General features: G+C 67.2%; 21 protein-coding genes. 15 read left to right on the plus strand and 6 right to left on the minus strand.

Going from position 1 to position 20,182, the window contains the following annotated elements; translation table 11 throughout:
• Positions 1-44: 44 nt before the first annotated feature.
• Entirely contained in the window at positions 45-2,192 is a 2,148-nt protein-coding gene (gene ligA, locus HT578_RS21005) for an NAD-dependent DNA ligase LigA (protein ID WP_213501328.1), read from the plus strand.
• A gap of 109 nt (positions 2,193-2,301) precedes the next feature.
• On the opposite strand, the gene sciP is transcribed toward ligA, so the two are convergent.
• Positions 2,302-2,604, minus strand: coding sequence for a CtrA inhibitor SciP (sciP, locus tag HT578_RS21010; RefSeq protein WP_084592273.1), 303 nt, complete (start codon positions 2,602-2,604; stop codon positions 2,302-2,304).
• A gap of 233 nt (positions 2,605-2,837) precedes the next feature.
• Here sciP and HT578_RS21015 point away from each other — a divergent pair, with 233 nt between their 5' ends.
• Positions 2,838-3,113, plus strand: coding sequence for a PilZ domain-containing protein (locus tag HT578_RS21015; RefSeq protein ID WP_052322586.1), 276 nt, complete (start codon positions 2,838-2,840; stop codon positions 3,111-3,113).
• A gap of 197 nt (positions 3,114-3,310) precedes the next feature.
• On the opposite strand, the gene HT578_RS21020 is transcribed toward HT578_RS21015, so the two are convergent.
• Together HT578_RS21020 and bla are read right to left on the minus strand one after the other, a co-directional pair.
• The gene (locus HT578_RS21020; RefSeq protein ID WP_213501329.1) at positions 3,311-4,225 is read right to left on the minus strand and encodes a 50S ribosomal protein L11 methyltransferase; all 915 of its coding nucleotides are present in this window, start codon (positions 4,223-4,225) and stop codon (positions 3,311-3,313) included.
• Complete coding sequence (gene bla, locus HT578_RS21025; RefSeq protein ID WP_239026397.1) at positions 4,222-5,190, minus strand: subclass B3 metallo-beta-lactamase; 969 nt, start codon at positions 5,188-5,190, stop codon at positions 4,222-4,224. The genes HT578_RS21020 and bla overlap by 4 nt, the downstream gene beginning before the upstream one ends.
• 158 nt (positions 5,191-5,348) lie before the next feature.
• Between bla and sdhC the strand changes: the two genes are divergently transcribed.
• The 7 genes from sdhC (at position 5,349) to HT578_RS21060 (ending at position 11,455) form a co-directional block, all read left to right on the plus strand.
• On the plus strand, positions 5,349-5,741 hold the full coding sequence (sdhC, locus tag HT578_RS21030; protein ID WP_213501330.1) for a succinate dehydrogenase, cytochrome b556 subunit: 393 nt from the start codon (positions 5,349-5,351) through the stop codon (positions 5,739-5,741).
• Between the two features lie 16 nt (positions 5,742-5,757).
• Complete coding sequence (gene sdhD, locus HT578_RS21035) at positions 5,758-6,138, plus strand: succinate dehydrogenase, hydrophobic membrane anchor protein (protein WP_039394432.1); 381 nt, start codon at positions 5,758-5,760, stop codon at positions 6,136-6,138.
• A 4-nt stretch (positions 6,139-6,142) separates the two neighbouring features.
• Positions 6,143-7,963: a succinate dehydrogenase flavoprotein subunit gene (gene sdhA / locus HT578_RS21040; RefSeq protein ID WP_039394430.1), complete on the plus strand. Its 1,821-nt coding sequence runs from the start codon at positions 6,143-6,145 to the stop codon at positions 7,961-7,963.
• Between the two features lie 242 nt (positions 7,964-8,205).
• Entirely contained in the window at positions 8,206-8,817 is a 612-nt protein-coding gene (locus HT578_RS21045) for an HdeD family acid-resistance protein (RefSeq protein ID WP_039394428.1), read from the plus strand.
• Positions 8,818-8,937: 120 nt separating this feature from the next.
• Complete coding sequence (locus tag HT578_RS21050; protein WP_039394427.1) at positions 8,938-9,336, plus strand: BlaI/MecI/CopY family transcriptional regulator; 399 nt, start codon at positions 8,938-8,940, stop codon at positions 9,334-9,336.
• A complete protein-coding gene (locus tag HT578_RS21055; protein WP_213501331.1) occupies positions 9,333-10,682 on the plus strand; it encodes a M56 family metallopeptidase in 1,350 nt (449 codons plus the stop codon). Before HT578_RS21050 ends, HT578_RS21055 begins: the two co-directional genes overlap by 4 nt.
• Positions 10,628-11,455, plus strand: a complete 828-nt coding sequence (locus HT578_RS21060; protein ID WP_213501332.1) for a hypothetical protein — start codon at positions 10,628-10,630, stop codon at positions 11,453-11,455. Before HT578_RS21055 ends, HT578_RS21060 begins: the two co-directional genes overlap by 55 nt.
• 61 nt (positions 11,456-11,516) lie before the next feature.
• Here HT578_RS21060 and HT578_RS21065 read toward each other — a convergent pair whose 3' ends face one another.
• A complete protein-coding gene (locus HT578_RS21065; RefSeq protein WP_239026398.1) occupies positions 11,517-12,179 on the minus strand; it encodes a hypothetical protein in 663 nt (220 codons plus the stop codon).
• A gap of 281 nt (positions 12,180-12,460) precedes the next feature.
• On the opposite strand from HT578_RS21065, the gene HT578_RS21070 reads away from it, so the two are divergent.
• From HT578_RS21070 to HT578_RS21090, 5 genes are all read left to right on the plus strand, one after another.
• Positions 12,461-14,041, plus strand: coding sequence for a M28 family peptidase (locus HT578_RS21070; protein ID WP_239026399.1), 1,581 nt, complete (start codon positions 12,461-12,463; stop codon positions 14,039-14,041).
• Between the two features lie 176 nt (positions 14,042-14,217).
• Positions 14,218-15,675, plus strand: a complete 1,458-nt coding sequence (gene guaB, locus HT578_RS21075; RefSeq protein WP_039394420.1) for an IMP dehydrogenase — start codon at positions 14,218-14,220, stop codon at positions 15,673-15,675.
• Between the two features lie 14 nt (positions 15,676-15,689).
• Positions 15,690-15,917 carry a hypothetical protein gene (locus HT578_RS21080; protein WP_213501334.1) on the plus strand — a complete coding sequence of 76 codons (228 nt, stop codon included), beginning with the start codon at positions 15,690-15,692 and terminating at the stop codon, positions 15,915-15,917.
• The gene (locus HT578_RS21085; protein ID WP_039394415.1) at positions 15,914-17,086 is read left to right on the plus strand and encodes an RsmB/NOP family class I SAM-dependent RNA methyltransferase; all 1,173 of its coding nucleotides are present in this window, start codon (positions 15,914-15,916) and stop codon (positions 17,084-17,086) included. Before HT578_RS21080 ends, HT578_RS21085 begins: the two co-directional genes overlap by 4 nt.
• 49 nt (positions 17,087-17,135) lie before the next feature.
• Positions 17,136-17,660: a tetratricopeptide repeat protein gene (locus tag HT578_RS21090; RefSeq protein ID WP_239026400.1), complete on the plus strand. Its 525-nt coding sequence runs from the start codon at positions 17,136-17,138 to the stop codon at positions 17,658-17,660.
• Positions 17,661-17,751: 91 nt separating this feature from the next.
• Here HT578_RS21090 and HT578_RS21095 read toward each other — a convergent pair whose 3' ends face one another.
• Positions 17,752-18,234: an RNA pyrophosphohydrolase gene (locus tag HT578_RS21095; protein ID WP_213501336.1), complete on the minus strand. Its 483-nt coding sequence runs from the start codon at positions 18,232-18,234 to the stop codon at positions 17,752-17,754.
• A gap of 276 nt (positions 18,235-18,510) precedes the next feature.
• Between HT578_RS21095 and HT578_RS21100 the strand changes: the two genes are divergently transcribed.
• Positions 18,511-19,488, plus strand: coding sequence for a metal-dependent hydrolase (locus tag HT578_RS21100; RefSeq protein ID WP_213501337.1), 978 nt, complete (start codon positions 18,511-18,513; stop codon positions 19,486-19,488).
• Here HT578_RS21100 and HT578_RS21105 read toward each other — a convergent pair.
• On the minus strand, positions 19,460-20,161 hold the full coding sequence (locus HT578_RS21105; RefSeq protein ID WP_239026401.1) for a phosphatase PAP2 family protein: 702 nt from the start codon (positions 20,159-20,161) through the stop codon (positions 19,460-19,462). The genes HT578_RS21100 and HT578_RS21105 overlap by 29 nt on opposite strands.
• Positions 20,162-20,182 lie beyond the last annotated feature (21 nt).

The raw sequence follows: 20,182 nt of genomic DNA on the forward strand, positions 1-20,182 counted from the left end.
AATGCAGGCTCCCGTTTTGGTCCGCTTTGCGCCATAGCGGGGCCATGAGTTCCGAATCCGCACCCGATTTTCTCGCCGAAGCCGACGCCGCCAATGAACTGATGCGGCTCGCGCGCCAGATCAAGCGCGCCAACCGCAAGTACCACGCCGAGGACGCGCCCGAAATCTCGGACGCGGAGTACGACGCGCTGGTGCGCCGCAACGCCGAACTGGAAGAGGCGTTTCCGCACCTGAAGCGCCCCGACAGCCCGTCGAGCGCGGTCGGTCACGAGGTCGCGGCCTCGCCGCTCGGCAAGGTGACTCACGAAGTGCGCATGATGAGCCTCGACAACGCCTTCTCCGATGAGGAAGTGGCCGAGTTCCTGGCGCGGGTGCGCCGTTTCCTCTCGCTGTCGGCCGAGGAACCGCTGGCGGTTACCGCCGAGGACAAGATCGACGGGCTCTCCTGCTCGCTGCGCTACGAGAAGGGCAAGCTGGTGCGCGCCGCGACGCGCGGCGACGGACAGGTGGGGGAGGATGTGACGCCCAACGTCGCGCATATCCCCGACATCGTGCAGGAACTGACCGGAGAAGGCATCCCCGAGGTCTTCGAGGTGCGCGGCGAAGTCTACATGGAGAAGGCCGCCTTCCTTGCGCTCAACGAGACGCTGATGGACGAGGCGCGGGCCGAGGCGGAGCGCAAGGGCGAACCGCTCGACGAGGCCAAGGTGCGCCAGTTCGCCAATCCGCGCAACGCGGCCGCCGGCTCGCTGCGCCAGAAGGACGCGAAAGTCACCGCAAAGCGCCCCTTGCGCTTCTGGGCGCATGGCTGGGGCGCGGCGAGCGCGGTGCCCGGGGACACCCAGCATGAGGTCATCCGCCGGATCGAGTCCTGGGGCTTGCCGGTCTCGCCCCAGTTCCGCCGCTGCGAAAGCCTGGAGGAGCTGCTCGAGGCCTACCGCGCGATCCGGGATGGGCGTGCGAACCTCGATTTCGAGATCGACGGCGTGGTCTACAAGATCGACCGGCTCGACCTGCAGCAGCGTCTGGGCTTCGTCGCCAAGGCGCCGCGCTGGGCGATGGCACACAAGTTCCCCGCCGAACAGGCCGAGACGACTCTGGAGAAGATCGAGATCCAGGTCGGGCGTACCGGCAAGCTGACCCCGGTCGGGCGCCTGCAGCCGGTGCTGGTGGGCGGTGTCACGGTCACCAATGTCACGCTCCACAACCGCGACGAGATCGAGCGGCTGGGCGTGCGTCCGGGCGACCGGGTGGTGATCCAGCGCGCGGGCGACGTGATCCCGCAGGTGGTGGAGAACCGCACCCGCGAGGAGGTACGCGATCCCTTCGTGTTCCCCGATCATTGCCCCGAGTGCGGCTCGGAGGCGGTGGCCGAAGAGGGCGAGGTCGACGTGCGGTGCACGGGCGGCCTGATCTGCCCAGCCCAGCGCACCGAGCGTCTCAAGCACTTCGTCAGCCGCGGCGCGCTCGACATCGATGGTCTGGGCGAGAAGACCATCGATGAGTTCTTCGCCAGAGGCTGGCTGGAAAGCCCGGCCGACATCTTCCGCCTGCGCCAGCGCCGGGACGATATCCTTGCGCTCGATGGTTGGAAGGACAAGTCTGTGGACAACCTGTTGGCAGCGGTGGAAAACCGCCGGGCCCCCGATGCCGCACGCCTGCTCTTCGGGCTGGGCATCCGCCATGTCGGCACCGTGACTGCTCGCGATCTTCTCAAGCGTTTCGAGACACTTCCTGCCCTTCGCGAGATCGCCGAGAAGGCCCACGTCAAGGACGGCGAGGAGGCCGCCACCGAGGCGAGCGAGGCCTACGCCGAACTCATCTCGATTGACGGTGTGGGGCCGGTGGTCGTGGGCGCGTTGGGGGATTTCTTCCACGAAGAGCACAACCGTGCGGTCTGGGACGATCTCCTGTCCGAAGTGACGCCGCCGCCGTTCGTGGTCGAAAGCGTGGAAAGCGAAGTGGCGGGCAAGACCGTCGTCTTTACCGGCAAGCTGGAGACGATGAGCCGTGATGAGGCCAAGGCGCAGGCCGAACGGCTTGGCGCCAAGGCGGCGGGCTCGGTCTCGTCCAAGACCGATCTTATCGTCGCCGGGCCGGGCGCAGGCTCGAAGCTGAAGAAGGCGGCGGAACTCGGAATTGCGGTGATCGACGAAGCGGCCTGGGCCAGGATCGTCGCCGAGGCGGGCTGAGTGGGGATGTAAAAACGGGCTGGCGCCCGCAAGCGTCAGCCCGTCTTCACAGGGGATTCTCCCAAGAGGTCAGACCCGTCCTGCCGAACAGGTCGCCGTGAGTCATCGTTCAGGACTTGCGTCCCTGTCGTTCATGCATTTGCCTGTAATGCTGAACGCGCGTGGCTCGAAGGCCCGCCATGCCCTCACGTTCGATGGAGCGTTGCCACGAGGCAAGTTCTTCGAGCGTAAGTCCATAGCGTTCGCAAGCTTCTGGTATCGTAAGCAGACCGCCATTGACGGCTGCGACAACTTCGGCCTTGCGACGAACGACCCATCGCGAAGTATTTGCGGGCGGTAATGTTGCCCTCTCTAGTTTTTCCCCTAGGGGCCCAATTACGGAATCGGGCCGCTGTTTTTCGTCATGTTCCATGGTTGGCCTCTCTCGATTGTCAGCACCAACCCCCCTGACAGCAGCTATTGTTGCCAAGATGCGTTAACATTAATTAACTTGCAAAGGTTAATTGCAAATTATGTATTTTGCCAAGGAATCGCGGCTTCACGCGAATATCCCAATAAACTCGCCGTTTACGAAAGTTTACGGGCCGTTAAGATTTATTAATTACCCTTGCGTGCAGGAGAAGCGGCGCAGCGGAGGAGGGCATCATGCAGATGCGGGACGTATGCGACCATCCCAGCGTGGTGGCCCGGCATGTATCGTCGGCGGGCTGTCAGTTCGTCGTGGAATGCGGCGAACTGGCGCGCGGCCAGAAACTGGCCTTCGCGCTTGATGGAGTGGGGATGATCAAGGCGCGGGTGCGCTGGAGCGTAGCCGATCGCGTGGGCGTGGCGTTCGACCGGGTGCTCGATCCCGGCGCGGAGAAGATCCTGACGCGCTATGGCCGCGCGGCCCGGCGTTTCGAGTTGGAGATCGTGGCCTGAGTTGAAGTGCGCCGCCCCATCCGGCGCTCATCTCGAAGAAATTCAAGGGTAATGATTCCGACCGAGGGCCATCGCCCTCGGGCTTCCCAAATTGGCGATCTCACCTTGCCTGTGCCGTGCTGCCTAGGAAAGGTGAGGTCGCCCGGTTCGCGGTCAAGGGGGGATGCTCCCTTGATCTATCTCGTTCGTCCCTGTTTTCAGCTTGCCCGCCAGCGGCGACGCTTGCGCAGCCAGAGGATCGACCAGTCGCCGTTGACCATGCGGCCAGCCAGGCGCAGTCCGGCCAGGCGGCAGGCGCGGCGCACGGCGGGCTCCTGCGTTTCCAGAAGGCCGGCAAGGACAAGGTGTCCGCCCGGAACCAGCGCATCGGCGAAGTCCGGAGCGAGTTCGACCAGCGGTCCGGCGAGGATGTTCGCCAGAACAAGATCGTAGGGACCGCGCGCGTGGAGCAGGGGGTGGTCCATGCCCGCCGCGACGGTCATGATGAGTTCGCCATTACCTTCGCCCATGGCAATGCCGTTGGTGCGCGCATTGGCTTCCACCACGGCGGGGCACACCGCGTCGATGTCGCTCGCGATGGCCAGCGCACTGGGCCACAGGCGCAGCGCGGCAAAGGCAAGGAGCCCGGTGCCCGTGCCGATATCCGCGCAGCTGCGCACGACGACGCCGCGCTGTTTCATGTGCGTGAGCATGGCGAGGCACCCGGCGGTCGTCGCGTGCTGTCCGGTGCCGAAGGCCTGGCTGGCAGGGATCGTGAAGTCGAAGATGCCGCCTTCGTCGAGCGCGGGGTGTTCGGGCGTGTGGACGTGGAAGGCGCCGGCGCGGATCGGTTCCAGGTCCTGCTGGCTGGAGACCAGCCAGTCGGTCTCGGGCAGTTCCTCGATCTCGAAGGCCGGAGCTTCGCCTGGGAACAGCGCCGCGAGGGCCTCGGTTTCGGCCTTGCCGGGCTTGTGGCCCAGCCAGGCTTCAAGCTGCCAGTCGTCGGGCTTGTCCTCGGCGATCTCGCTGCCGGAGATGACGATCTCGGGATCCCAGTCGAAGGCGTCCTCGTGTGCGACAAGGACATGCTCGATGGTGGCGCGGTCGGCGTAGGCGGTAATCTTCCAGCTCATGACTTGGGTACTTCTGCTTGGTGGTCGTTCGCGCGCTCCTGGGAGAGGCGCTTGTCGAGGTATTCGGAGGCGCGCGCCGCATAGCGCGCGCAGGCCTGCGCGTCGATCAGCGCCTCGCGGCCCGACAGGCGGGCAAAGAGGTCGCTCGCCGAAGGGTGCGGGGTGACAAGGACGTCGCAGGGCAGGGCCGCGATCACCGCGAAGCCCGCGCGGGCCTGGGCCACGCGGTCGGGATGGTCGCGGAAGCGGTAGCTTTCGGCCGACACGGTCGTGGCGCTGTCGACATAGGCAAGCGTCATTGCCGGCGCTCCGGGGGCGCGGCTGGCGATGGTCCAGCTTGTCGATCCGGGGGTGTGGGCGGGCGTCGCATGGGGCGTGAAGACGAGTGATCCCACGGCGAGTCCCTCGCCATCGGCCAGAATACGGTCAACCCGGACGGGCGCGAAATCGGAGACGACGCCGCGCTGGGGGTCCTCGAGAGTGATTTTTCCGCGCGTCAGGCTGCGCGCAGCGACAGCAAGTGCGGCGACGTGGGCGCCTGTCTCGCGTTGCAGTGCACCATGGCCGCCGACGTGGTCATGGTGCTCGTGCGATCCGAGCAGCCAGCGCACCTCGCGCGGATCGAAACCGAGCTTGCGAATATTGACAAGGACAAGCGGGGCGGCTTCGGCGACGCCGCTATCCAGCAGCACCAGTCCCGCGCCTGTATCGAGGAGCAGCGCGGTAATCCCGCAAGTGCCGACATACCATGCCTTTATCCCGGTTTCCGGGGCGATGCGGGCGGGCGGGGCGGGCTCGGCCCAGCCATTCCGGCCTGCACAAGTCTGCTCCAGCCGTGCGCCGGGCGCATCATCCGTGCTGGCAAATGCGTGCGGGGCACCCAGCGCGAGTGCGCCGGCGCCCAGCACGGCAAGCCGCGTGCAGCGAAGGCGCCGGATCGGCGCGCGGGGAGCGGGCAACATCATCTCTCGCGCCTTAATCGCGGCGCCCGCACTTGGCTAGTTGCACGGGCCAATCCCGCTGATGTGACTGTGGAACTTGCGCGTTGCAGCGAAATGACTAAGGGGGACTTCCACGAGGGCAGCGTACCTAGGCTGCCGCAGGCAAGGGGATTCGCAAGGACATGGCCACCGCTGGCAGCAAGAACCGTCCGTTATCGCCGCACCTCCAGATCTGGCGCTGGGGTCCGCATATGTTTGTCTCGATCATGCACCGCGTGAGCGGGCACGGTCTGGTTGTCGGCCTCGCGCTGCTGCTGTGGTGGCTTGGCGCACTGGCCAGTGGCCCGGAGGCCTATGCGCTGCTCGCCAAGTGCATGACGTCGCCTATCGGTTCCATCGTCCTGGTCGGCATCAGCTGGGCCTTTTTCAATCACATGATGAGCGGCCTTCGCCACTTCGTCCTCGATATCGGCGCCGGTTTCGAGCTGAAGGGCAACCGCACCTGGTCGCTCGTGACCAGCGTGCTGGGCGTCGTTCTCACCGTCGCCTTCTGGGCGATCCTGCTGCTGCGCTGAAGATAGGGTAGACACCATGGGTAACGGAACCTCCATCGGCCGCGTGCGCGGCCTCGGCTCGGCCAAGCACGGCGCGCATCACTGGCTGATCCAGCGCTTCACCGCGGTCGGCAATCTCTTCCTGATGATCTGGCTGGCCGCCTCGATCCTCCTGCTCGACGACCTGTCCTACGTCACGGTCATCGACTGGATCTCGGCGCCGGTCCCCGCGGTCGCCATGGGCCTGCTCATCGTCTCGACCTTCTGGCACGCCCGTCTCGGCGTCCAGGTCATGATGGAAGACTACGTCCACGACCACGGCACCAAGTTCGCGTGCCTTGCCGCACTCAACATCGCCGTTTTCGCAGGCGCCGCTTTTGGTGTCCTGTGCGTCCTTCGCCTCGCGCTGGGAGCCTGATTGAATGACCCAGGATAAGACTGGTTCCGCCTACAAGATCATTGACCACATGTATGACACCGTCGTCGTCGGCGCCGGTGGCTCGGGTTTGCGCGCCACGATGGGTTCGGCCGAAGCCGGCCTGAAGACCGCGTGCATCACCAAGGTCTTCCCCACCCGCTCGCACACCGTGGCGGCGCAGGGCGGTATCGCGGCAAGCCTCAAGAACAACACGGCCGACCACTGGACCTGGCACATGTACGACACCGTCAAGGGGTCGGACTGGCTGGGTGACCAGGACGCGATCGAGTACATGGTGCGCGAAGCGCCCGACGCGATCCTCGAGCTGGAGCATGCCGGCATGCCCTTCAGCCGTAACGAGGACGGCACGATCTACCAGCGCCCCTTCGGCGGCCACATGCAGAACATGGGCGAAGGCCCGCCGGTGCAGCGCACCTGCGCCGCGGCCGACCGTACCGGTCACGCCATGCTGCACACGCTGTACCAGCAGTCGCTGAAGTACGCGGCGGACTTCTTCATCGAATACTTCGCCATCGACCTCATCATGGACGGTGGCAAGTGCGTCGGCGTGATCGCGCTGTGCCTCGATGACGGTTCGATCCACCGCTTCCGTTCGCAGGCCGTGGTGCTGGCGACCGGCGGCTATGGCCGCAGCTACTTCACCGCGACCTCGGCGCACACCTGCACCGGCGATGGCGCGGGCATGGTTCTGCGCGCGGGCCTGCCGCTCCAGGACATGGAGTTCGTGCAGTTCCACCCCACCGGCATCTACGGTGCGGGCGTGCTCATCACCGAAGGTGCGCGCGGCGAGGGTGGTTACCTCACCAACTCCGAAGGCGAGCGCTTCATGGAGCGCTATGCCCCGTCGGCCAAGGACCTCGCCTCGCGCGACGTCGTCTCGCGTTCGATGGCGCTGGAAATCCGCGAAGGTCGCGGCGTGGGCCCGAACAAGGACCACATCTACCTGCACCTTGACCACATCGATCCCAAGGTGCTGGCACAGCGCCTCCCGGGCATCACCGAGTCGGGCAAGATCTTCGCGGGCGTCGACCTGACCCGTCAGCCGCTGCCGGTCGTTCCCACCGTCCACTACAACATGGGCGGCATTCCCACGAACTACCACGGCGAGGTCATGACGATCGGTGCCGACGGCAACCCCGAAACGGTTGTCCCGGGTCTGTTCGCGGTGGGTGAAGCGGCCTGCGTGTCGGTCCACGGCGCGAACCGCCTGGGCTCGAACTCGCTGACCGACCTCGTGGTGTTCGGCCGCGCGACCGGCCACCGTCTCAAGGAAACGGTCAAGCCCGGCGCGGCGCAGCCCGAGCTTCCCAAGGACTCGGCGGACCTGGCGCTTACCCGTCTGGACCACTTCCGCTACGCCGACGGCAGCACGCCCACGGCCGAGATCCGCAAGGAAATGCAGCAGAACATGTCGGCCCACGCCGCCGTGTTCCGCACCGAGCAGCTCATGGCCGAAGGCAAGGCCGCCATGGCCGCGACCTACCAGAAGATGCAGGACATCAAGGTTTCGGACCGCGGCCTGATCTGGAACTCCGACCTCGTCGAGACGATGGAGCTGGACAACCTGATCGGTGCGGCCACCGTGACCCTGCACGGCGCCCATGCGCGCGAGGAAAGCCGTGGCGCGCACGCGCACGAGGACTTCCCGGATCGCAACGACGCCGAGTGGATGAAGCACACCGCAGCCTGGTTCAACGGCTGGGGCGGCAAGGGCGGCGAGGTTCGCCTCGACTACCGTCCGGTGCACGAATACACGCTCACCGACGATGCCGAGTACATCAAGCCCAAGAAGCGCGTGTACTGATCCCGGCGCCTTCGGCCGGTCCGAAGGCGAGGTGTTCAAAAGGCGGCGTTCCCGGATGGGAGCGCCGCCTTTTTGCGTTACGGGCGGTGACGGACATCGGGCGATCCGGGAAAATCGTTTGCGAAAGCGCACTTCCCGACGCGCGGCGGCAACTTCCTGGCCGGTCTCAGTGTTTTCCCTAGTGTCCCGCCTCCTGTGGCGCGGGCACATTTTCGGGCACTGAGCCCGCCAAGGAGACACCGATGCCGCGCGAAGAACTCGACCCCGCTCTCACCCCCGATGTCGAGAAGGACCCGGTCGTGGCCGCGCTCGCCCATGCGCCCGGCAAGATCTGGGGCTGGATCCTGGCCTATGGGATCTTCCTGCTCGTGCTGGGCCTGCTGATCCTTACCAACCCCATTGCAACAGGGGTGGCGACCGGCATCATCGTGGGCATCACGCTTCTGCTTTACGGCGGTGCCGCGATTGCGGCAGGGTTTACCTCGATGGCGCATCGGGGGCGCTGGGTGGAAATCGCGCTCGGCGTACTGGCCCTGGTCGCGGGCCTCTTTGCCCTGTTCAATCCGGTGGTCGGCGCGCTGTCGCTCGTCTGGGCGATCGGCGCGTGGCTTGCGATTGCGGGTGTCCTGCAGATCGCCTGGGCGCTCAAGGCCCGCCACGACAAGGGCTGGCGCCTGTTCATGGGCGCGCTCGATCTCGTGCTCGGGCTCGTCCTGCTGTTCTCCTCGCCCGCGACGGGCCTTGCGTTTCTGGCGGTGATCCTGATGATCTCGTTCGCCGTGCGCGGGGTGTTCCTGATCGTTCTGGCGCTGGGCATGCGCAAGGTCGGCAACGCGGTGCGTTCGCGCCTGTAAGGGGCTGGAGGGCGTGGCGCTCGACCAACGGCATTGGGGCATCTGCGAACGACATCTGCGCGATTGACGCTCATAGTTTACAGGCGTAGTCGATTACGTATGTAAACGATGGAGTGAAACGTGGCCGCAACGCCCCAAGCCAATGCCCAACCCGGCGAGCGGATTTCCGAAGCCGAACATGCGGTGATGGAAGTCCTGTGGGAAGAGGCTCCGCTTTCCGCGCAGGATGTCTGCGCGAAGGTCTGCGCCGCGCGCGGGTGGAGCCTGCCCACGGTCAAGACCCTGCTCGCGCGGCTTGTCACCAAGCAGGCGCTCAGCACGACGCGCGATGGCAAGCGCTTCCTCTATAGCCCGGCCATGGCCCGGTCCGACTATGTCGGGACCGAGAGCCGCCGCCTTGTCGACCGTCTGTTCGGGGGCAGGGCGGCGCCGCTGTTTGCCCAGCTCGCGCAATCCGAAGCGCTGACCGATACCGACATTGCCGAGATCGAAGCTCTCCTCAAGGAGTTGAAATCATGACCGAATGGTTGATCGATACGCTGGTGATGACCGGCGTGCTGATGGCGTTGGTGCTGCTCCTTCGCCGCCCGGTGGCGCGGTGCTTTGGTGCGCAGGCCGCCTACGCCTTGTGGCTGCTGCCTGCGCTTCGTTTCGTGATGCCGCCGCTGGCCTTGCCCGCCGCTCTGGCGCCCACGCGTTGGCTGGCGGGGCTCGAAGTCGGCGTCGCGCAGACCTCGGCGCGCGCCGGGGAGGCCTCGGCGGCACTTCCGGCCGCGCCCGAGGCGGCGGGGATCGTCCTTGCTGCAGAGCCTGCTCCTTATCCTGGGCCTGTGCCCGCTGAGCCCGAGGCCTGGATGCAGATCCCGTGGACCAGCGCGCTTCTCCTGCTGTGGCTGGTCGGGGCACTCGCATTCCTTGTCTGGCGTACGTGGAATTACCAGATGATGCGCCGTCAGGTTCTGGCCGATGCGCGCGCCGTTGCTACCGCCGGGCGCGTGCGCATTGTCGAGAGCCCGCTGGTGGCTGCGCCGCTGGCCTTTGGGGTCTTCGACAAGGTGGTCGCGCTACCCTTCGGGTTTCTCGCCAGCGCCGATTCCGAGACCTCGGACTTTGCCATTGCCCATGAACTGGAGCACCACGCCGGGGGAGATCTCATTGCGATCATGGCGTTGCAGCCGCTTTTCGCGCTGCATTGGTTCAATCCGCTGGCCTGGGCTTCGTGGCGCGCGCTGCGTGGTGATCAGGAGGCCGCCTGCGATGCCCGCGTCATGGCGGGGCGGGACCGGGCCGAGAGGGCGCGTTACGGCCAGCTCATCGCCTCGTTTGCCGGGCATGCACCGCTCGCTCTGGTCGCGCCGATGGCGGGTGGGCTTGGCGGGGGCAAGCCGATCATCCAGCGCCTGCGGGCTCTGAACCAGGCTGAGACCGGGCCCTGGCGCAAGCTTGCGGCGCGCAGTCTCTTCGCGCTCGCCATCGTGGCGGTGCCGATGACCGCGACGGTCAGCTACGCAGCTCGCGGGCAGGACGATGTTTCGGCAGCCACGGACCTCGACGTGCCGCCGCCGCCAGCACCTCCCGCGCCGCCATCCGTGCCCAGCGGCGTTGCCGCGCCGCTCCCGCCGGAGGCTCCTGCCGCTCCCGAGGCGCCCGCGCGCGTGGGGGATATTCCCCCGGCACCTCCCGCTCCGCCGGCCGTGGCCGATGAGGTTGCCGCGTCGGCCGAACGCGCCGTGCGCCGGGCCGAGAGGCGCGTTACGGCCAGCTCATCGCCTCGTTTGCCGGGCATGCACCGCTCGCTCTGGTCGCGCCGATGGCGGGTGGGCTTGGCGGGGGCAAGCCGATCATCCAGCGCCTGCGGGCTCTGAACCAGGCTGAGACCGGGCCCTGGCGCAAGCTTGCGGCGCGCAGTCTCTTCGCGCTCGCCATCGTGGCGGTGCCGATGACCGCGACGGTCAGCTACGCAGCTCGCGGGCAGGACGATGTTTCGGCAGCCACGGACCTCGACGTGCCGCCGCCGCCAGCACCTCCCGCGCCGCCATCCGTGCCCAGCGGCGTTGCCGCGCCGCTCCCGCCGGAGGCTCCTGCCGCTCCCGAGGCGCCCGCGCGCGTGGGGGATATTCCCCCGGCACCTCCCGCTCCGCCGGCCGTGGCCGATGAGGTTGCCGCGTCGGCCGAACGCGCCGTGCGCCGGGCCGAGAGGCAGGCGCGCCGTGCGGGAATGACGGAGGTCGAGATCGAGGCGATTGTCGCCAAGGCCCTGGCGCAGGCACCCAAGGTGGAGGAATTCGTCTCCAAGGACGGCAAGGTGAAGACCTTGCGCATCGTGCATCCCGCGCAGGACGGTGTGGGGGAGACACGCCGCGAGATGGTGATCGACACGCGCTGCCCGGCCGACACCCAGGGTCGCTCCCAGGCTCGGGGCCAATCCAAGGACGGCGAGCATGTGGTGATTTGCGCGGGGCCCCCGCAGCATATCGCGCAGATCGTTCTCAGCGCGCTGGAAGGCGCCCGCCACGAGATCGCCGCGCAGGCGGGCTACGATGCGGCAAGCCGTGCCGCGGCGCTCGCCGAGATCGAGCGCGAACTGGCCGATGCACGGGCGCAAGTGGAGCGCGACCTGCGCGGCGACGAAATCTGATACAGTCGAGAAGGCGGGGAGGGCGGTCCAGCGCCGGCCCCGCCTTCGCGCATGACGGGGCCTAGTTCTGGCCCTGGACCACGGGCTGGTTGACGATGGGAACGCCCTTGCTGGTGCGCGCATCCTGTTCCTCGCCGCGCTCGTCCTTCGTATCCTTGTCGCCATCCTTGTCTTCGGCGTCGCGGCGGTCGAGCTCGGCTTCGATGGCGGCGATGTCCTCGGCGGTGGCAGGAGCTGCGGGATAGTCGCACCCGCGCGAGGCGCCTACGCCCTTGAGGAAGCCGCGCCGGGTCATGCCGGCCTGGATCGCGGTGCGCACTTCACGTTCGCGGTCGTTCGCACCCGAGATCTCGCGGATCAGGCCGCGAAAGGGAATGAACGAGGAGACCACCCACTTGGCGACGCGCCCGGCGCTGATGCGGTCGCGTTCTTCCTTGGGAATGTCGACGTCGGGGCCGATGGCGGCAAAGATTTCCTGCACCGACTGGCCGATGGCCGCGCAGCTGTTGAGGCCGGTCAGATCATAAGGCTGCTCCACCGCGCGGGTGAGTACCTCGGGGATTTCCTTGGAGTCGAGATTGAGGTCGGTCACCGGCGTCTTGGCGATGTCGAGCGCGGAGGGATCCTTGCTGGTGATCGGCTTGCTGTCCCCCTGCGCGAGCGCGGGTTGGGCCAGCGGGAGGAGGGCAAGGGCGGCAATGAGGGCGCGGGTTCGCGTGGACATTCGGAGGTCTCCATAGGAGCGGCCTTGGAAGCGGGTGAAGGCGCCGGGCCGCTTTTCTCTATCGGCTTGATATCCGGACATTCTGTCCGGTCTGATGCGTTCAACGTATCACACTTGTTCGCGTTCCCGTTGCGAAAATTGCACAAGCCATGCGGCATCCAGGGGCGGTCCGGGACCATCCATCTCCTGTACGGTGCAAACCGCCGTTGCGGCATCGGGATCGCTTGTGCCATGAGGCGTCTGCGGCGTCCTGCCGCACAAGGGAAACGTCGATACCTTCCGTGTTCGTCAGACCGTTCTCGAACGCCGTGTGGCTGCTGTCTGCCGTGCCGGTGGCGCGTGTGGACTGGCGCGTGTGGGGCCGGCGGACCTTGCTGGCGACACTTGCGGGGCTCGTGGCGGTGACCGGCGCGGCTCCGCTCGAAGCCGCGTCGCGCCGGGGCCAGCGCGCGCTTGAGGAGCGCCTTCGCCACCATATCGAGAGACTGGCGAGCGACGAGTTCGCGGGCCGCGAACCGGGCACCGAGGGCGAAGCGAAAACGCTGCGCTACCTGGGCCGGGAATGGTTCGACATCGGCCTCGTTTCGGGCACCAACGATCCGGCCAACGAGTGGTTCGCGCCCGTCACCCTGGTCGCGCGCGAGCCTGCGACCTCGTCGGCGCAGTTCTTCCGAGGGCGCAGCACGAAGGCGCTGACGCCCGAAGACGTGATCGTCCTGACCTCGGGCAAGCGCGGCCTTGCGCGCCGCTCGCCGCTGCTCTTCGTCGGCAACCTCGAGGCGGGCGCGTTGACGCGTAACGAACTGGCCGGGCGCATCGTCGTTCTCCTGGACGGCCTGGGCGAGAGCGAAGCGGCCTCCGGCGCGCGGCAAAGCGCGTTCCTGGAAATGGGCGCGGCCGCCGTGCTCACCGTTCTCGACGGGGCGCGCAGTTTCGAGGAGGTCGTCGCTCGGCGGGGCCGTTCGGGCTATGCGCTGGCGCAGGATGCGACGGGCGGCGACCTGGAGGCCTTCATCAGCCCCGAGGCGATGGCAGGGCTTCTCAACGGGACCGGTCAGACACTCCCGTCGCTGGAGGCGAAGGCGGCGCGCGCCGATTTCACGCCGCTTGCGCTCGGTCTCTCGGCCTCGTTCGAGGCCACGACCCGCTCCACCACCATTCACACCCACAACCTCATCGGCAAGTTGCCCGGGCGCAATCCGGATGCGGGCGCGGTTCTGTTCGTGGCGCACTGGGACCACTTCGGGACCTGCGCCGAGCCGCCTGCCGAAGACACCGTCTGCAATGGCGCCATCGACAATGCGAGCGGAGTGGCCGCGCTCACCGAAGTGGCGCGCGCGCTGGCCAAGGGGCCGCCGTTGGAGCGCGACGTCTACTTCCTTTCCACGACCGGCGAGGAAGTGGGGCTGCTGGGCGCCCATGCCTTTGCCGAGAACCCGCCGGTCCCGCTCGATGGCATCGTGGCGGCCTTCAATATCGACTCGGTCGCCATCGCGCCCGCCGGCACGCCCTTTGCCATCGTCGGCAAGGGCATGACGGGCCTCGACGAGGACATCGCGAAAGTGGCCCGGCGCGCTCACTTCGACCTTCTCGATAGCGAGGATGCCAACGAGTTCGTACGCCGCCAGGATGGCTGGGCGCTGCTCCAGCACGATATCCCCGCGGTCATGGTCACGACGGCCTATGGTGATATCAGCCGCATGCGCGCCTTCTACGACAGCGACTATCACCGCCCCAGCGACGACCTGACGCATGGGCTGGAACTGGGAGGCGAGGTCGAGGACGTGCTTCTCCTCACCGACCTCGGGCGCTGGTTTTCCGATCCGCGCAACGCACCGCTCGTACGCGGCGAGGCACCCTGAAACCCGGCGCAAGGCCGCACTGTCCTACCGGGACGTGCGTTCAAATTGCTGTTTGGCCAGAAAAACGCGTTTTTGTGCACCAGCGAGGCATAAGAAGCGCATCTGCCCCCTAGCCCAAAGCGCACCACTTGGTTACATGGGCCGCCACGAATCTCCCCAAAGGCATGGTGGCACACATGGAAATCCAGCTCGGACTCACCTTTGACGACGTTCTGCTTCGTCCCGCGAAGTCCGACATCGTTCCCAACCAGGCCGATACCCGCACGAAGCTTACGCGCGAAATCGGTCTGAACATCCCCGTTATCTCTTCGGCCATGGACACCGTGACCGAAGCCGACATGGCGATCGTCATGGCGCAGCTGGGCGGGATCGGCGTGCTCCACCGCAACCTGACCATCGAGGAACAGTGCGCGGCTGTCCGCCAGGTCAAGCGCTTCGAGAGCGGCATGGTGGTGAACCCCATCACCATCGCCCCCGACGCGACGCTGGGCGAGGCGCAGGCGCTCATGCAGATGCACAAGATCAGCGGCATTCCGGTGGTCGAAGGCTCGGGCAAGCTGGTCGGTATCCTCACCAACCGCGACGTGCGCTTTGCTGACAACACGGCGCAGCCCGTGCGCGAGCTGATGACGCATGAGAACCTGGCGACCGTCACCACCGGCGTCAGCCAGGACGAGGCGCGCCGCCTGCTGCACGCCCGCCGTATCGAGAAGCTGCTTGTCGTCGACGATGCGTTCCACTGCGTGGGCCTCATTACTGTCAAGGACATCGAGAAGGCCGTCACCTATCCCGATGCGACCAAGGACGCGGCAGGCCGCCTGCGCGTCGCGGCCGCGACGACCGTGGGTGACAAGGGCTTTGCCCGCACCGAAGCGCTGATCGATGCCGAGTGCGACGTGGTCGTGATCGACACCGCGCACGGCCACAACGCCGATGTCGCGCGCGCCGTCGAACGCGCCAAGAAGATCTCCAACTCGGTCCAGGTGATTGCCGGCAACGTCGCCACCGCCGAGGCCGCCAAGGCACTGGCCGAGGCGGGTGCGGACTGCATCAAGGTCGGCATCGGGCCGGGCTCGATCTGCACCACGCGCATCGTCGCGGGCGTGGGCGTGCCCCAGCTGACCGCCGTCATGGAGGCGGCCGAAGCGGCCGACAAGCTGGGCGTGCCCGTCATTGCCGACGGTGGCCTTCGCACTTCGGGCGATGCCGCCAAGGCGCTTGCCGCCGGTGCCTCGACCGTGATGGTCGGCTCGATGCTGGCGGGCACCGCCGAAGCGCCGGGCGAGACCTTCCTGTACCAGGGCCGCGCCTACAAGTCGTACCGCGGCATGGGCTCGGTGGGTGCGATGGGCCGGGGCTCGGCCGACCGCTACTTCCAGGGCGACATCAAGGACCAGATGAAGCTCGTCCCCGAGGGCATCGAAGGCCAGGTGGCCTTCAAGGGCCCGGCCAAGGACGTCATCCACCAGCTGGTGGGCGGCATCAAGGCGGCGATGGGCTACACCGGCTCGGCCACGATCGAGGACCTGCGCAGGAACTCGCAGTTCGTGCGCATCACCAACGCTGGGCTCAGCGAAAGCCACGTCCACGACGTGACCATCACCCGCGAGGCGCCCAACTACCCGACGCGCTGAGCCGGAGGCCGGGAATGGAGGAATTCCTTCCCTGGATGCTTCTGGTGCTGGCCGATCCCGGAGCGGCGTCCGCCGCTCCGCCGGTCACCCGCGTCCCTGGCCTGTTCGTATCGCACGAGGCATGTGAGGCGGCCGCCGCGCAGCGCAAGGCGGCGCCTCACACATGTCTCCAGGTGCCTCCGGGTGCCGAGATGGAGGCCGCCTGGCAGGCGTTTCGGGCCGGCCAGGAGAATTCCCGATGACCCCTTCCGCCCGCGTTCAGGCCGCGATCGAGATTCTCGACCTCGTGATCGAGGCGGCGCGCTCCAACGGTGCGCCTGCCGACCGCATCATCGCCGACTGGTTCCGCGCGCGCCGCTTCGCCGGCAGCAAGGACCGGCGTGCGGTGCGCGAGTTGACCTACCGTGCGATCCGGGCCTGCGGGGAAGTGCCCGAAACGGGCCGTGCGGCGATGCTGCGCGTGGCCCAGGAAAACCCCGATATCGCCGAACTCTTCGACGGTTCGCGCCACGCACCCGCCGCGATCTCGGCTGATGAACCGGTGGCGGCCCGCGGGGCGGCGCCTTACTGGCTGATGATGCGCCTGGCGAACAGCGGTATCGATGCCGAGGCGGCCGCGCACATGCTCGACCGCGCGCCCCTCGATATCCGTCTCAACACGCTCAAGGGCACGCCGGATGACCTGCCCGAGGGCGCGGAGAAGACGCAGGCCGTCAACGGATGGCGCTATCCTCCCGACACCCGGATCGAGCCGACCGAGGCGTATGCGAGCGGCGCCATCGAGGTGCAGGACACCGGTTCGCAGCTGACCTGCGAAGTGGTGGCCGCCGCGCCCGGTGAGACGGTCGTGGACTTGTGCGCGGGCGCGGGCGGCAAGACCCTGGCGCTGGCCGCGAGCATGGCCAACACCGGCCGCCTCATCGCTTGCGACAGCGACCGCACGCGCCTCTCGCGCCTTGCGCCGCGCGCCGAGCGGGCGGGCACGTTGCCCATTGAAACGCTTCTCCTGAACCCGGGCAAGGAGCCCGCCGGGCTGTCAGGCCTGGTCGGGGCGGCCGACGCTGTGCTGGTGGACGCGCCGTGCTCGGGCACGGGCACCTGGCGCCGCAACCCCGAGGCGCGCTGGCGCCTCACCGACACGCAGATCCTGCGCTACGCCGCCACGCAGGCGCGCCTGCTCGACATCGCGGCAAGCCTGGTGAAGCCCGATGGGCGTCTCGTCTTCGTGACCTGTTCGCTGCTCGATGCCGAGGGTGCGGACCAAGCCGAAGGCTTCCTTGCGCGCAATCCGGGCTGGCAGGCCGAGGCGATTGCGCTTCCCGCCGGAACACCGCGCGGGGCCGGGCTTCGCCTCTCGCCGGGCCAGGACGGAACCGACGGGTTTTTCGTCGCGCGCTTCAAACGGCTGTGATAGCCTTGCGCCCATGTCGCGGAAACAGATCTCTGCCAAGGACTTCTTGATGCGTTACACGCCTGCTGCCGTTGCCCTCTCTCTTGTTGCTGCCGTCTCTTCCAGCGTGCTCCATTCGGAGGCGAGCGCGACGCTCGACCCGCGTGCGAGCGCGTTGATGGAGCAGGGGCAGGCAAGCCTGAAAGCGGGCGCTACGGGGCAGGCTGTCGATGCCTTCGAGGCGGCGCTGGCGGTCGAGCCGGGCAGCGTGGCCGTCCTTGTCGCGCTCGCCGAGGCCGAGCGGGCCAAGGGCCTTACCGGCAAGGCGATCCGGTACTACCGCATCGCGCTCGAACGCGATCCGCGCAATCTCGCGGCCCTGGCGGGGGAGGGTATTGCCCTGGCCGAAAAGGGCGCGACCGAGAAGGCGAACCGTCGCCTTGCGCGGCTGGAGACCCTGTGCGGTGCCGACTGCGCGCAGACCCGGGACGTTTCGGCGGCGATTGCCAGGGGCCCTTCGCCCGAAAACGCGGCCAAGGTCGTGAGCGCACCCGAGGTCAAGACCACGCCGGGCACGCAGAGCGCCAACCAGTAAGCGCTTCAACACCGTAACTGACTTACGAAAAAGCCCGCCGAACCGTCTGGTCCAGCGGGCTTTTTCGTTGGCTTTGGAGATATGGCGCGGTTCAGATCAGCGCGCGGAACTCTTCGAGCACCGAGCGGTAGACGCGCTTCTTGAAGGGCACGATGAGCTCGGGAAGATCATCGCCGTCGACCCACTTCCAGTCACAGAATTCGGCCGGTTCGTGCGCGTTGAGATCAATGTCCTCATCGCTGCCTTCGAAGCGGGCGAGGAACCAGTGCTGGCGCTGGCCTCGGAACTGGCCCTTCCACAGCTTGCCGAGCAGTTCGTCGGGCAGGTCGTAGAGCAGTTCGTCCTTGGTGCGGGTGAGGATCACCGCCTTGTCGGCGGGCACGCCGGTTTCCTCGAACAGCTCGCGAAGCGCGGCGTCCTTGAGGTCTTCGCCATCGTCCACGCCGCCCTGCGGCATTTGCCAGAAATTGCCCTCCTTGGTGTCGATTCGCTTGCCGACGAAGACTTTGCCGTCGGCATTGACAAGCATCACCCCGACGCAGGGGCGGTAAGGAAGATTCGCGTAATCGGTCATTGCCTGGATAAATTCCGGTAAATTGAATGAGAGCCCGCGTGGCAGGAAATCCGGGAAGAGGAAAGCGCGGCGGGCATCGATCTGAAGATGGCCCATGCGCCTGTGATTTGCCAGCCTGATTTGCCGATTTCCGTCGTGTCTTTCGTGCAAGTCGCCCTTCGGTTGCGCGAAGGTGGGGCACCGTGGAGGTCCTGGCGCGTTAGCCGCAGTAGCCTTGCCAGCGCGGCTATGTGCCGCGATACACCGTGCAGAACCTCGCTCAAGATACGGGAAAAAATGGATAACATCACCCACAGCCTGACCGGCTGGGCGCTCGCGGAAACCGGCCTCAAGCGGCGTACGCGCAAGGGCCTCGCGGCCTGCGTGCTGGCGGCAAACATGCCCGATATCGATGTGTTCTTCGGCTGGGCGCCCTGGGCGCCGCTGGCCATGCACCGGGGCTTCACCCATGGCCTCGTCGGCGGGGTGCTGGTGATGCCCCCGTTGCTGGCCGGGCTGCTGTGGCTGCTCGATCGCTGGCAGGTAAAGCGGGGGGCCACTTTTGCGAGCGGGCTGGAGATGCGTCCCTGGTGGCTTCTGGCGCTGTGCTATCTGGGCGCGCTTACCCATCCCTTGCTCGACCTTCAGAATACCTATGCGGTGCAGCTCCTGTCCCCCACCAGCACGCGCTGGTTCCACACCGATGGGCTGTTCATCGTCTCGCCCTGGCTGCTGGCGATGCTGGGGGCGGGGATCTTCCTCGCACGGCGCAGGGCGAAAGCGGGCACGGGCTTTGCGGGCAGGGCCGCCATCGCGGGCCTTGCGGGCGTAATCCTGTTCATCGGCGCGAACATCGGGATCTCGCAGATGGCGGGTGCCGCGCTGCGCAACGCGCCGCCCCGTGCCCATCCAGACCGGGTCTTTGCCAGCCCCGGCCCGCTTGCCTTCTGGCGGCGCGAGGTGGTCTGGCGGGCGAACGGCGCGCTCGGTTATGCCAATTACGATCCGCTGTCCGCCCCTGGGACCCTCAGCGATGTCCTGGCGCCCGAACCTGACAACATGGAGCGGCCCGAGGTTCGCCGGGCCATAGCGGCATCGGGCGAGTTGCGCGATTTTCTCGACTGGTCACAGATGCCCTTCGCCCGCATATCGCGCGAGGGCTGCACCGAGACGGTCACGGTCGGAGACGGCCGCTATGCGCGCGGCGGGTTCGCGGATGGCTTCCGGGTCGAGGTGGAACTTCCCCTCAGTGAAGGGCGCTGCTCGGGGCGCTGAAGCGTTCGCTCTTGGCCGCGGTGAGCCGTGCGGCCGGTCCGAGGAGCGCAGCGGCCGAGAAGGCCCACGCCGTCCCGCCCAGCCACCCGGCCAGCGCGTCGGCGGGCCAGTGGATGCCCAGCCAGACCCGGCTCCAGGCGACCATCAGGCTTGTCGCGAGCGCGGCGCCCAGGATCGTCACGCGCACCCGCTCGCGCGAACTGAAGCCGGCAAAGGCGAGCGCGATGGCGAGGAAGACCACCGCCGAATTGAAGCTGTGCCCGCTGGGAAAGCTGGAGCCGCCCGCTTCGGTCAGGTGCAGCGTGATTTCCGGGCGCGGGCGTCCGACCAGCAGCTTGATCACGACCTCGACCACCCAGCCCAGCACGACGGTCAGGCCCAGGAGGCTCGCCGCGCGGCGGTGCCCCAGGAAGACGAGCGCGACGATGGCGGCGAGGGCGAAGAGATTGCGCAGGAGCACACCGCCCAGCGCCGTGATGTCGCGCACGACTTCGAGCAGGCGGACAGGGCCGATCGGGCGCAGGTCCCCGTCGCGCCAGAAGAGCAGGGCGGTACGGTCGATGGTGGCGGTGTGGCCGGTCAGCACCGCCCAGGCCAGAAGCGCAAAGCCCGTCCAGGCGAAGATCGCCACGATCAGGGCCTTGCGGCGGCTGATCGGATGGCTGTGAAGCACGGGGCGGGATGTTTGCTCGGA

The organism is Novosphingobium decolorationis, assembly GCF_018417475.1.
GTDB lineage: Bacteria > Pseudomonadota > Alphaproteobacteria > Sphingomonadales > Sphingomonadaceae > Novosphingobium > Novosphingobium decolorationis.